11 protein-coding genes are annotated in these 12,634 nt (G+C 64.9%); 5 read left to right on the top strand and 6 right to left on the bottom strand.

Annotated elements, in window-relative coordinates; all coding sequences use genetic code 11:
• Nucleotides 1-32: 32 nt before the first annotated feature.
• Nucleotides 33-644: an NAD(P)-dependent oxidoreductase gene (locus I6F31_RS12740; RefSeq protein WP_225185483.1), complete on the bottom strand. Its 612-nt coding sequence runs from the start codon at nucleotides 642-644 to the stop codon at nucleotides 33-35.
• A 163-nt stretch (nucleotides 645-807) separates the two neighbouring features.
• Between I6F31_RS12740 and I6F31_RS12735 the strand changes: the two genes are divergently transcribed.
• A complete protein-coding gene (locus I6F31_RS12735) occupies nucleotides 808-1,179 on the top strand; it encodes a helix-turn-helix domain-containing protein (RefSeq protein ID WP_025037390.1) in 372 nt (123 codons plus the stop codon).
• A 12-nt stretch (nucleotides 1,180-1,191) separates the two neighbouring features.
• Here I6F31_RS12735 and I6F31_RS12730 read toward each other — a convergent pair whose 3' ends face one another.
• Nucleotides 1,192-1,605 (bottom strand): flagellar assembly protein FliX, encoded by a 414-nt coding sequence (locus I6F31_RS12730; RefSeq protein ID WP_036027923.1) that lies wholly within the window; start codon nucleotides 1,603-1,605, stop codon nucleotides 1,192-1,194.
• A 283-nt stretch (nucleotides 1,606-1,888) separates the two neighbouring features.
• Between I6F31_RS12730 and I6F31_RS12725 the strand changes: the two genes are divergently transcribed.
• From I6F31_RS12725 to I6F31_RS12710, 4 genes are all read left to right on the top strand, one after another.
• Complete coding sequence (locus I6F31_RS12725) at nucleotides 1,889-3,013, top strand: flagellar basal body P-ring protein FlgI (protein ID WP_036027924.1); 1,125 nt, start codon at nucleotides 1,889-1,891, stop codon at nucleotides 3,011-3,013.
• Nucleotides 3,013-3,381 carry a flagellar assembly peptidoglycan hydrolase FlgJ gene (flgJ, locus tag I6F31_RS12720; RefSeq protein ID WP_036013115.1) on the top strand — a complete coding sequence of 123 codons (369 nt, stop codon included), beginning with the start codon at nucleotides 3,013-3,015 and terminating at the stop codon, nucleotides 3,379-3,381. Before I6F31_RS12725 ends, flgJ begins: the two co-directional genes overlap by 1 nt.
• A gap of 11 nt (nucleotides 3,382-3,392) precedes the next feature.
• On the top strand, nucleotides 3,393-3,890 hold the full coding sequence (locus I6F31_RS12715; RefSeq protein WP_036013118.1) for a hypothetical protein: 498 nt from the start codon (nucleotides 3,393-3,395) through the stop codon (nucleotides 3,888-3,890).
• Between the two features lie 158 nt (nucleotides 3,891-4,048).
• Nucleotides 4,049-4,408 carry a hypothetical protein gene (locus tag I6F31_RS12710; RefSeq protein ID WP_036013119.1) on the top strand — a complete coding sequence of 120 codons (360 nt, stop codon included), beginning with the start codon at nucleotides 4,049-4,051 and terminating at the stop codon, nucleotides 4,406-4,408.
• A 157-nt stretch (nucleotides 4,409-4,565) separates the two neighbouring features.
• Here the strand turns inward: I6F31_RS12710 and flaF are convergent, their stop codons facing one another.
• The 4 genes from flaF to I6F31_RS12690 form a co-directional block, all read right to left on the bottom strand.
• A complete protein-coding gene (gene flaF / locus I6F31_RS12705; protein ID WP_018642830.1) occupies nucleotides 4,566-4,934 on the bottom strand; it encodes a flagellar biosynthesis regulator FlaF in 369 nt (122 codons plus the stop codon).
• A gap of 294 nt (nucleotides 4,935-5,228) precedes the next feature.
• Complete coding sequence (locus I6F31_RS12700) at nucleotides 5,229-7,523, bottom strand: DUF1522 domain-containing protein (protein ID WP_225185482.1); 2,295 nt, start codon at nucleotides 7,521-7,523, stop codon at nucleotides 5,229-5,231.
• A 220-nt stretch (nucleotides 7,524-7,743) separates the two neighbouring features.
• Nucleotides 7,744-10,023 carry a DUF1522 domain-containing protein gene (locus tag I6F31_RS12695; RefSeq protein WP_225185481.1) on the bottom strand — a complete coding sequence of 760 codons (2,280 nt, stop codon included), beginning with the start codon at nucleotides 10,021-10,023 and terminating at the stop codon, nucleotides 7,744-7,746.
• A 328-nt stretch (nucleotides 10,024-10,351) separates the two neighbouring features.
• Complete coding sequence (locus I6F31_RS12690) at nucleotides 10,352-12,631, bottom strand: DUF1522 domain-containing protein (protein ID WP_225185480.1); 2,280 nt, start codon at nucleotides 12,629-12,631, stop codon at nucleotides 10,352-10,354.
• Nucleotides 12,632-12,634: the final 3 nt, after the last annotated feature.

Raw genomic sequence — 12,634 nt, 5'->3', positions numbered from 1 at the left:
ATCCTTGAGGGCTTGGAGGCAGCTGGCCGCCATTAATAGCCGACCGTGAAGCGCTGCTTCAGGTGGGCCGGCTTTTCGATCTCGTCGGCGAGCGCAATGGCGTAGTCGGCGAAGGTGATCCAGCTCTTGCCGTTCGCATCTGCGAGAAGCTGGTCGGTCCCGAGCCGGAACTTGCCGGTGCGCTCCCCCTCCTCGAACAGCGCCGAGGGCGAGATGAAGGTCCAGTTCAGGTCCTTTTCCTGCCGCAGCAGGTCCAGGAAGGCCGAGCCCGCCTCCGCTTCGGCCTTGTATTGGGCCGGAAAATTGGGAGTCGTGACCAGCTTCACGCCCGGGGCAACCTCGAGGCTCCCGGCGCCGCCCACCACGAGGTAGCGACCGACCTTGGAGTCCTTCGCCGCACCGATCAGCTTGAGCGGATCACTGGCCAGGAAGTGCACGGAACTCACGGCGACGTCGTGACCGGCCCACAGCTTGGCGAGGCCGGCCTGGTCGAGCACATCCCCCTTGGTTGGCGTGACGTTCGGCAGGGCCGCAATCTTTTCCGGGTTCCGGGCGATGGCCGTGACCGTGTGGCCGCGCAGGGACAGTTCCCTGGTGATCTCCGACCCCGCCCGGCCCGAGGCACCGGCGACTGCGATTTTCATGGAAGGCTCCTTTGCTTCTATAGTAACTGACAGAGACTAGATATCGCAAAGAATGCTGGTGTTAAGAGAGCACTTTGTGCTTACCTGATTACGCTGAGGTAACTGATCGCGTACAACCGGCACGCAGATGCCAAGCAACGGTATGGATTTCCGAGAACCGACGATGAAACCCGACGTCTACGCAGCGAACTGCCCCACCCGCCAAATCCTCGATCGCGTCGGCGACAAATGGGCGGTGCTGATCCTCTTGCTCCTGCGCGAGGAGCCGATGCGCTTCAATCAATTGCGCCGCACGATTGAAGGCATCTCGCAGAAGATGCTGAGCCAGGTGCTCAAGTCGCTCGAACGCGACGGCCTGATCAGGCGCCGCGCCATCGCGACCGTGCCAGTGACGGTGGAGTATTCGATCACCCAGCTCGGCCTGACACTGGCGGCGGCTGTGGATCCCTTACGCGATTGGGCCGAGCAAAATCTGAAAGACGTGCTCGCCGCCCAGCGCCGCTATGATGCGCAGTTGAAGGAGGAAGCGGCGTAAGAGCCTCCGTGACTACGCCTGCCCGGCCTTCGCCAGTTCGACCTCGACCCGCAGCTCGATCTCGGAGAGCACCGCATCGAGACCGGCATCGCCTGAGGACGATTTCAGGTGGGCCGCCGCATCACGCAGCCGCATCACGGTCGAGGCGTCGAGATTGCCGGACAACAGGCCCATCTTGAGATCGTCGAGCACGTCGAGCGCAGTCCTGCCGCGGGCGACCGAGCGCTTGCGGCGCTCGACCGGATCCTCCTCGACACCCTGCAACGCTAGCAGCGCATCGATGTTGGCGGCCGCCTTCGGTGCGGCAGCGCTCCGCGTCTCCTGCGCCGATGAGGTGTCGGGCAGCACGAAGCTGCCGGAGCCCGTCCGCTTGGCCTGGCTGGCCGGCGTGCCAAGCGTCGTACCGTTCGGTCCGTAGATGCGCATCGGAAAGAATCCGGGTGATCGATGCCTCACCTTCGCTGTCTTATGGTTAACGGGGCGTAAACGGCCCGGCAAAATCTGCCGACAGCCGGCAGTTTCGCTCCTCAGGGCGAACCAGTGCTGACAGCGGTCGCAACAGATTTATTCAAGCTATTCAGCCACCTACCTCGCCATCAGGCGTTGGCACAGCGCTCGCAAGGAAAGCGCCGGACCAGCTCGTCATGGGAGTGTCGTGCAAGTCCTGTCCGATTTGAGGAGCCTTTTCTAGGGGCCTTGGGGAGCAGAGATGCCAGGCGTTCGTTGGGTGAGGATTGTTGGGTTGGCCTGCGCCGCGCTGTCGGCGCTGGCGCTGTCGGTCACCTCGGCGGCGGCGACCTCGCGCATCAAGGACCTCGCCAATATCGAGGGCGTGCGGCAGAACCAGCTCATCGGTTATGGCCTCGTCGTCGGCCTCAACGGCACCGGCGACACGCTCAACAACATCCCCTTCACCAAGCAGTCGCTGCAGGCGATGCTCGAGCGCATGGGCGTCAACATCCGCGGCGCCACCATCCGCACCGGCAACGTCGCCGCCGTCATGGTCACGGGCAACCTGCCGGCCTTCGCCACTCAGGGCACGCGCATGGACGTCACGGTGTCCGCGCTCGGCGACGCCAAGAACCTCCAGGGCGGCACCCTGCTGGTCACCCCCCTGCTCGGCGCCGACGGCAACGTCTATGCGGTGGCGCAGGGCTCGCTCGCGATCTCCGGCTTCCAGGCCGAGGGCGAGGCGGCCAAGATCGTGCGCGGCGTGCCAACGGTGGGACGCATCGCCAACGGCGCCATCATCGAGCGCGAGATCGAGTTCGCGCTCAACCGGCTGCCGAACGTCCGCCTGGCGCTGCGCAACCCCGACTTCACGACGGCCAAGCGCATCGCGGCCGCAATCAACGACTATCTCGGCGTCAAGACCGCCGAGCCGATCGATCCCTCGACGGTGCAGCTGTCGATCCCGCCCGAGTTCAAGGGCAACGTCGTCGCTTTCCTCACCGAGATCGAGCAGCTCCAGGTCGACCCTGATCTCGCCGCCAAGATCGTCATCGACGAACGCAGCGGCATCATCGTGATGGGCCGCGACGTCCGCGTCGCCACCGTCGCGGTGGCGCAGGGCAACCTCACGGTCACCATCTCCGAGAGCCCGCAAGTGAGCCAGCCCAATCCGCTGTCACGCGGCCGCACCGTGGTCGCGCCGCGCAGCAGCGTCACCGTCACCGAGGACGGCAAGAAGCTGGCGCTCGTCAAGGACGGCGTCTCGCTCCAGCAGCTCGTCGACGGCCTCAACGGCCTCGGCATCGGCCCCCGCGACATGATCAGCATCCTCCAGGCGATCAAGGCCGCCGGCGCCATCGAAGCCGACATCGAGGTGATGTGATGCAGACCAGCGCGATCAACACCCCGCGCCTCGCCACCAGTTCGGCCTTCTCGGTCGAGAGCCGGAACGGCCGGCCGGACTTCGAGCTCGCCGCCGCGCTGCAAAAGGTCTCGCCGCAGCAACAGGCCAAGGCCCAGAAGACCGCCACCGACTTCGAGGCAATGTTCCTCAACAGCATGTTCGCGCAGATGACCTCGGGCCTGAAAGGCGAAGGCCCGTTCGGCGACACGCCCGGCACCGGCGTATGGCGCTCGATGCTGACCGAGCAATATTCCAAGAACTTCGCCCAGGCCGGCGGCGTCGGCATCGCCAGCGACGTCTACCGTACCCTCATCCTGCAGCAGGCGAAAACGATCCGCACGGCATAAGGTCAAACGAGATGAACCATTTCAACGCCTCACGTCAGCCGATGCAGGCCCAGCGCCCGGGCAGCGCGCCCGTCAGCAGCGAGGCGCGCAAGCTCGCCGAAGGCCTAATGGACGCGATGAGCGCCCTGCTCGGATTGATCGAGCGCGAGACAGAGCTCGTCCGCGCCGGCAAGGTCCGCGAGGCGATGACGCTCGAGGGCAAGAAGCAGGAATTGTCGCGCAGCTACGTCAGCGCAGTCGGCCAGCTGAAGGCAAACCAGGACCAGCTCGCGAAGTCCGCGCCGGAGCTGCTCTCGACGCTGCATCGCCATCACGATGCGTTCCGCGCGATGCTCCAGGTCAATCTCACCGTGCTCGCGACCGCGCACGCGGTTTCCGAAAGCGTCGTGCGCGGCGTCAACGCCGAGATCCAGAAGCGCAACGTGCCGAACACCTATACGGCCGCCGGGCGCAGCGCAGCGCCAGGTCCGCGCCATATCACGCCGCTTGCGGTCAGCCGCTCGCTCTGAGCAGCACGAGAACAACCGACAATTTTAAGAAAAACCGCGCGGCGATGGCGTCGCGCGGTTAGGCACGTTTCCTTACCGGGTGTTCAGTCCTGGTGTTCCATGCTTGCGTGATTAGAGGGGTTGGGATTTGACTCACGTAAGGCAACCAGGAGGCTGCCATGAGTACAGATTTCAGCATCAGGCCGGTGGGGATCCCGGCCCCCGTGCAGATCGTACCGACGTCGAATTCGGCGGCGAACGATGCTGTGCAAACTGATCTTCCGGTGAGGCAAACGGTCGCCGCGAGCGATACGAGCGCGCCGGTGCGCAATGATTTGCCGAACCACGAGAACATCTCGCGCCAGGTCGTGTTCGACCAGGCGGCCGCGTCCTTCGTCTTTCAGGTCGTCAACGACAAGACCGACACGGTGGTGAACCAGTTCCCTGACGAGGCGATGCTCCGCCGGCGTGCCTATTTCCACGCACTGGACATGAAGTCCGAGCCCTCGCGTCCGCTCAGCACGGATCTCAGCGCCTAACGATCACGCGATCGATGCCGATGTTTCTGCTCTGCGTCTGGCCGTCATCGGTCAGCGCGGAGTTCGCGTGCCGAGGCAAGACCACTGGCCGCGATCAGCTCCTGCCTAAATTGCGAGTTTCGCCGATGTGCTCGTGATGCGACCATCACGAATTCCGTCACGGCCGTCCGGACAGCCCTGCCGCGATATTGCGGTTGATCTCGATCAGCGGACGGAAGTGATCGAACTGCGGGCTCATCTGCAGCGCGGCGGTCTGGCTCAACACGAACACGCTGATGTTGGCGATCTTCTGCCGGACGTCGATCGGCTGCGGATTGCTGTCGCGCATCGCCTCGCTCAGGAAGATGGTCCAGAGCTTGCGGTTGAACATCAGGGCCTGCATGGTCTGCTCGCTGAGCGGATCGGCGTTGTTCACCGCGTCCTGGAGCTTGTTGGCGGCCTTGAGCAAAGTCTGCGCCTCGATGTCGCGAGGAGATGCGGTGGTGGTTGCAACACGCGCATAAGCCGAGGCAGCGGAATTCGACATCAATCACACCCTGGAGGTTACCTAGCGCGTTGTACGCGCTTAAGGATTTCTTTCCCAACCCTAGGCAGCACCGCTTAAGATTTGCTTACGTATCGTGCTTGGAAGTACTCCGCAGAATTACGGGGCACGGAGTCCTTCGTCAGCGCAACGCTAGATCTACGCACGCACGATGTAAACTCGCCTGGCGTGATCCGCGTCGATCTCGGCTAATCTCGACTTAGCGATCTTCCTCAAAAGAACGGCGGAGCATCAGCTCCGCCGCGTAATCTCGAATAGCGAAGTTGCGCTGCGGAATTAGCGGAGCAGCTGCAGCACGCTCTGTTGCGACTGGTTGGCCAGCGACAGCGCGGAGACCGCGATCGACTGGCGCGTCGACAGCGCCTGGCTGTTCGCCGCTTCCTCATTGGTGTCGGCAAGCGTCAGGTTGGCTGAGCCGGTCTGCAGCACGTTGATCAGGTTCTTGGAGAAGTCCTGACGCACCTGCACGATCGACAGGTTCGAACCGAGCGTGGAGCCTTGCGAACGCAACGTGCTCGAGGCCGCGTTCAGGCTGGCCAGCACCCTGTTGGTGGCACCGTTGTCGATGAAATCGACGCCGTTGACGAGATTGCTGAGACCGAGGCCCGCCGCATTGAACACCACGCCGTTGATGCTCAGCGTGGAGCTGCCGGTCTCGTTGAAGACCAGCTTCAGCGTGTCGCCATTGAGCAGGTTGACGCCGTTGAAGGAGGAGTCCTGCGAGGTCGTGTCGATCTGGGCCAGAATGTTGTTGAACTGGTTGACCAGGTTGGAGCGCGCGGTCTGCGCCACGGGATCCTGGACCGGCGGCTGCGCGGTGGTGAAGGCGAGAACGCCGGTGATCGTGCCGCCGACCGCGCCGCCCGCGATCGTCGAGCCGAGCGTCGAAGAGGCGTATTCATTGACGGTGGTCACCGTGAGCACGCCGTTGGCATCGATCGTGGCCGTCAGGTGATTGGCCTGAAGCTGCGCGTTGAGTTGGTCAAGCGTCTTGACGGTGCCGTTGGTGCCGTCGCCGAAGGTGACGTTGACAGGCGTGCCGCCGTTGAAGGAGGTGAAGGTCAGGGTCTTGCCGCTGATGCCGCCGACGCCCGAAGTGCGCGCCGCGGTGAAGGCCGTCGCCGTTCCCGTGTTGCCGCTGAGGCCGAAGGCGCTGAGCGCATTGCCGGTGCCGGTGATCGACAGGTCGGCATTGATGCCGGTCGAGAGCGCAAGCTGACCGCTGCTGTTGACCGACGACGGGATCTGGCCCGCGGTGGTCGAGATGGTTGCCGCGCCGTTGAAGATGCTGGCGGTCTTGACGCCGGTGGCGAGGTCGACCGCGTTAAGCAGATCGGTCAGCGTCGCGCTCTGGATGTAGACCGTCGAGTTACCGTTGCCGTCTGTGACGACGTTGCCGCTGACGCCATAGCCGGTGGCCACGCTCGCTGTCGATTGCGGCGTCTGCGCGTTCTTGAAGGTGATGGTCTTGCCGCCGATGTTCAGCGTCGAGCCGTCCTGGACCAGGGTGCCGAGCGAACCCGCGGTCGTCGAGCGGTTCGCGGTCACGTTCGCGTTGCCCGCGCCGGTCGCGGACGTCAGGCCGAGTGCTTTGAGGAAGTCGGCCTTGCCCGTCACGCTCAGATCGGCGCCGGTCGAACTCTTCAGCGTCACCGCGCCGCCGCCCGATATGGAGGATGCCACCTGGAGCGTGCCGACAGGGCCGGCCGAGCCGCTGACCGCGAATGTGGCCGCGCCTGCGCTGATGGTTGCGGTCTTGACGCCGCTGGCGAGGTCGATGGCGGTGAGGACGTCGTTGACGGTCGCAAGGGGCGCCGCCGCCGTTCCCTGATAAATGATTGAATTGCCGTTGCCATCGGTGGCGATGTGCCCGCTGGCGTCGAGGCCCCAGCCGGTCGGCTGGGCGCTCGGAGCAGCGCCGGTGCGGAACGTGATGGTCTTGCCGTTCACCGTGATGGTGTCGCCGTCCGCGGGCGGCGTGCCGAAGGTGGTCGATGCCGTGGTGCCGACCAGCGTCGCCGTGCCGGACAGCGCGGTGGTGCCGTCAGCCGCGAGCGCGGCCGTACCTGTGAAGGTGCCGGCGCTCGAACCGAGCGAGGCGCCGAGTGCGGCGGTTCCCGTGACCGGGGTCACACCGCCGGCCGCGCCGGTATAGAGCACGTTGCTCTTCGCGGTCGCACTGGCATACGAGGTCGTGCCGCGCAGGTCGGCGGGCGTCGCGCCGGGAATCGTGGTGGAGACGTTCGACTTGGTGGAATAGCCGACCGTGGTCTGCAGCGCCTGGTTGGCGATCGACTTGGCGCTGTCGATCAGTTTCTGCAGCGAGGTGATGCCTGTGTTGGCGGCCTGCAACACCTGGACGCCGTTATTGATGCCGTCGAGCAGGTTGCTGATGTCGCTCGCCCGGTTGTCCAGCCCCTGCGCCGTGAAGAAGTTGGTGGGATTGTCGAGCGCCGTGTTGACCTTCTTGCCGGTCGACAGCCGCTCCTGCGTCGTGGCCAGCAAGTCGGCCGTCGACTGCAGCGACAACAGGTTCTGGCGAACTGACGCCGAGAGAACGATGTTGGACATTGGCGAGTCTTCCTCTTGAACCGGATACGAATCGGCCGCGCGGACTGGAAAGCCGGCCTTTTGTCCAGTTTTAGGAGGTGTCCTTTAAAGTATGGTTAACGGCGGTTTAAGGGATAGGGTTAACCGCCGATGAACGCCCCTGCCCGCCCCCGGACGCAAAGAAAAAGCGGCGGGGCCAAGGCCCCGCCGCTCGATTTTAGTCAGTGATTTCAGCCGCTTGTTAGCGGAGCAGCTGCAGCACGCTCTGCTGCGACGTGTTGGCCAGCGACAGCGCGGAGACCGCGATCGACTGCCGGGTCGACAGTGCCTGGCTGTTGGCCGCCTCGACGTTGGTGTCGGCCAGGGTCAGGTTGGACGAGCCGGTCTGCAGCACGTTGATCAGGTTCTTGTTGAAGTCCTGACGGATCTGCACCACCGAGAGGTTCGAGCCGAGGCTCGAGGCCTGCGAGCGCAGCGTGCTCGATGCGGCGTTGAGGTTGGTCAGCACCCGGTTGGCGGCGGCGTTGTCGATGAAGTCGACGCCGACCGTCAGCGAGGCGAGGCCGAGACCCTTGGAATTGTAGGTCACGCCCGTGATGTTCAGGCTCGACTTGGCGGTCTCGTCGAACACCAGCTTGAGCTGGTCGCCGTTCAAGAGGTTGACGCCGTTGAACGAGGAGTCCTGCGCGGTGGTGTCGATCTGGTTGAGGATATTGTTGAACTGAGTCACCAGATTGGCACGCGCCGTCTGGGCAACGCCATCCTGGACAGGCGTGGAAGCGGTCGAGAAGGTCAGGGCCGAGGTGAGCGTGCCGCCGATCGCACCGCCGGCAGCCGTCGAGCCGAGCGTCGAGGACGCATAGTCGTTGGAGGCGGTGATGGTCAGCAGGCCGTTGGCGTCGATCGTTGCGGACAGGTTGTTGGCCTGCAGCTTGGTGTTGAGTTGATCGAGCGTCTTGACCGTGCCGTTGGTGCCGTCGCCGAAGGTGACGTTGACCGCCGTGCCGCCGTTGAAGGAGGTGAAGGTCAGGGTCTTGCCGGCGATGCCGCCGATACCGGAGGTGCGTGCCGCGGTGAACGCGGTCGCATTACCGGTGTTGCCGGCGAGGCCGAACACGTTCAGCGCATTGCCGGTGCCGGTGATCGACAGATCAGCGTTGACGCCGGTCGAGATCTTGAGCTGACCGGACGTATTGATCGTCGAGTTGGACTGGCCGGTGGCCGTCGCAAGCGTGGCAACGCCGGCGGCGCTGATGGTCGCGGTCTGCACGCCGGTGGCGAGGTCGATCGCCTTCAGCACGTCGTTGACCGTACCGGCCTGCAGATAGACGGTCGAGTTGCCGTTGCCGTCGGTGACGACGTTGCCGTTGACACCGAAGCCGCTCGGAACGCTGGGAGCACCGGTCGAGCCCGGAACCGGCGCGTTCTTGAAGGTGATGACGTGACCGTTGACGTTCAGCGTCGAACCGTCGGTGATCGTCGCACCCAGCGAAGCCGCGCTCGTGGTCCGGTTGACGTTGACAGTGGCGTTGCCTGCACCTGTCGACGTCGTCAGGGCGAGAGCCTTGAGCAGGTCGGCCTTGCCGGTGACGCTCAGATCCGCGCCTGTCGAGCTCCTCAGCGTGACGGCGCCCGCAGCGACGGTCGAAGCGGTCTGGCCGTTGCTCGTGGCGATCGTCGCCGCACCCGAGGTGATCGAGACCGTCTTGACGCCGCTGGCGAGATCGATCGCGCTCAACAGGTCGTTGACGGTCGCGGCCGGAGTGCCGGCGGTGCCGAGATAGACGGTGCTGTTGCCGTTGCCGTCGGTGACGATGTTGCCGCTGACGCCCGAGCCGGCCGAAACGGAGGACGCGCCCGGAGCCGAGCCGCTGCGGAAGGTGATGGTCTTGCCGTTCACGGTCAGCGTGTCGCCGTCGGCAGGCTGGGCGTTGCCGGCGAGGCCGGTCGCGGTCGTGCCGTTGGTGGCGATCAGGGTCATGGTGCCGGTCAGCGCCGTGGTGCCGTCGCCGGCCGTTGCGCCCGTGCTGGCGAAGACGCCGATGGTGGCGCCGAGCGTGCTGGTGCCGTTCGCCGCCGTGGTGCCGCCGGCGGTGCCGTTATACAGCACGTTGCTGCTCGCCGTCGCGCTGGCGAACGAAGTCGTGCCGCGCAGGTCCGCCGCCGTCGCACCGGCGATCGTGGTCGAAACGTTCGACTTGGTGGAGTAGCCGACGGTGGTCTGCAGCGCCTGGTTGGCGATCGACTTGGCGCTGTCGATCAGCTTCTGCAGCGAGGTCAGGCCGGTGTTGGCAGCCTGCAGCACCTGCACGCCGTTGGCGATGCCGTCGAGCAGATTGTTGATGTCGCTGGCGCGGTTGTCGAGCGACTGGGCCGTGAAGAAGTTGGTGGGATTGTCCAGGGCCGAGTTGACGCTCTTGCCGGTCGACAGACGGTTCTGTGTGGTGGCGAGAAGATCGGCGGTGGACTGGAGAGACAGGAGGTTCTGACGAACCGACGCAGAGAGAACAATACCGGACATGACTCTTACCCTTCTGGCTTACGCGTCTTCGTTCGATCGCTTCCGGATCGAGTGACGGCGCCAGCGTGCCGTGACATGGCTAACAAAGGGTGAAACGCACGAAGCCCGCATAAGCGCCGGTTCACCATAAGCGGGGCGAACGTGCGGGCACGGCCTGCAATCCATCTGAAATCATTGGCAATTCCTGGTGCTTACGCTCCATTAACCATAACCGCTGGTTACTTTTCCAGCGCCGGCTGCCCTCTCGAAATCTCCGAGCCCTGCGCAAAAAGAAAGCGGCGGGGCCGAAGCCCCGCCGCCGGATCTTGCTTGCGATGTCGTCCGCGACTTAGCGGAGCAGCTGCAGCACGCTCTGCTGCGACTGGTTGGCCAGCGACAGCGCGGAGACCGCGATCGACTGACGGGTCGACAGCGCCTGGCTGTTGGCCGCCTCGACGTTGGTGTCGGCCAGCGTCAGGTTGGACGAGCCGGTCTGCAGCACGTTGATCAGGTTCTTGTTGAAGTCCTGACGAACCTGCACGATCGTCAGGTTCGAGCCGAGGCTCGAGGCCTGCGAGCGCAGCGTGCTCGAGGCGGCGTTGAGGTTGGTCAGCACCTTGTTGGTGGCAGCGTTATCGATGAAGTCGACACCGCTGGTCAGCGAGGCGAGGCCCAGACCCTTGGAGTTGTAGGTCACGCCGGTGATGCTGAGGCTCGACTTTGCAGTCTCGTCGAACACCAGCTTGAGCTGGTCGCCGTTCAAGAGGTTGACGCCGTTGAACGAGGAGTCCTGTGCGGTCGAGTCGATCTGGTTCAGGATGTTGTTGAACTGAGACACCAGATTGGCACGCGAGGTCTGGGCAACCGTATCCGCGACGGGGCTGGAAGCCGTCGAGAACGTCAGCGACGAGGTCAGCGTGCCGCCGATCGCACCACCCGCGGCGCTCGAACCGATGGTCGAGGACGCGTAGTCGTTGGTGGTCGAGATCGTCAGCAGGCCGTTGGCGTCGATCGTCGCCGACAGGTTGTTGGCCTGCAGCTTGGTGTTGAGCTGATCGAGCGTCTTGACCGTGCCGTTGGTGCCGTCGCCGAAGGTGACGTTGACCGCCGTGCCGCTGTTGAAGGAGGTGAAGGTCAAGGTCTTGCCGCTGATGCCGCCGATGCCGGAGGTGCGCGCCGCGGTGAAGGCGGTCGCCGTTCCGGTGTTGCCGGCAAGGCCGAGCGCGTTCAGCGCATTGCCCGTGCCGGTGATCGACAGGTCGGCATTGACGCCAGTGGACAGCTTCAGCTGGCCCGAGGCGTTGATCGACGAGTTGGTCTGGCCGGAGGCCGTCGCAAGCGTGGCAGCGCCGGCGGCGCTGATGGTCGCGGTCTGCACGCCGGTGGCAAGGTCGATCGCCTTCAAGACGTCGTTGAGCGTGCCGCCCTGCAGATAGACGGTCGAGTTGCCGGCGCCGTCGGTGAGGACGTTACCGTTCGCACCATAGCCGGTCGGAATGCTCGGCGCACCGGTCGAGCCCGGGATCGGCGCATTCTTGAAGGTGATGACTTTACCGTTGACGTTCAACGTCGACCCGTCGGTGATCGTCGCACCCAGCGAGGCCGCGCTGGTGGTCCGGTTGACGTTGACGGTGGCGTTGCCGCCGCCCACCGACGTGGTCAGGGCGAGAGCCTTGAGCAGGTCGGCCTTGCCGGTGACGCTCAGATCCGCACCTGTCGAGCTCCTCAGCGTGACAGCGCCCGCAGCGACGGTCGAAGCGGTCTGGCCGTTGCTCGTGGCGATCGTCGCCGCACCCGAGCTGATCGAGACCGTCTTGACGCCGCTTGCCAGATCGATCGCGCTCAACAGGTCGTTGACGTTCGCTGCCGGCGTGCCGGCGGTGCCGAGATAAACGGTGCTGTTGCCGTTGCCGTCGGTGACGATGTTGCCGCTGACGCCCGAGCCGGTCGGAACGCCGGTCGCACCCGGAGCCGAGCCGCTGCGGAAGGTGATGGTCTTGCCGTTCACGGTCAGCGTGTCGCCGTCGGCAGGCTGGGCGTTGCCGGCGAGGCCGGTCGCGGTCGTGCCGTTGGTGGCGATCAGGGTCATGGTGCCGGTCAGCGCCGTGGTGCCGTCACCGGCCGTTGCGCCCGTGCTGGCGAAGACGCCGATGGTGGCGCCGAGCGTCGTGGTGCCGGTCGCCGCGGTGGTGCCGCCGGCCGCGCCGCTATACACGACGTTGCTGTTCGCCGTCGCGCTGGCGTAGGAGGTCGTGCCACGCAGGTCGGCCGCCGTCGCACCGGAGATCGTGGTCGAGACGTTGGACTTGGTGGAGTAACCGACGGTGGTCTGCAGCGCCTGGTTGGCGATCGACTTCGCAGAGTCGATCAGCTTCTGCAGCGAGGTGATGCCGGTGTTGGCAGCCTGCAGCACCTGCACGCCGTTGGCGATGCCGTCGAGCAGGTTGTTGATGTCGCTGGCGCGGTTGTCGAGCGACTGGGCCGTGAAGAAGTTGGTGGGATTGTCCAGGGCCGAGTTGACGCTCTTGCCGGTCGACAGACGGCTCTGGGTGGTGGCGAGAAGATCGGCGGTGGACTGGAGGGAGAGCAGGTTCTGGCGAACCGACGCGGAGAGAACGATACCGGACATTGA

The sequence above is a fragment of the Bradyrhizobium sp. NBAIM01 genome (genome assembly GCF_020194115.1).
GTDB classification, from domain to species: domain Bacteria; phylum Pseudomonadota; class Alphaproteobacteria; order Rhizobiales; family Xanthobacteraceae; genus Bradyrhizobium; species Bradyrhizobium yuanmingense.
Note: the sequence above shows the minus strand (reverse complement) of the source record. Positions and strands in the feature narration are given on the sequence as shown.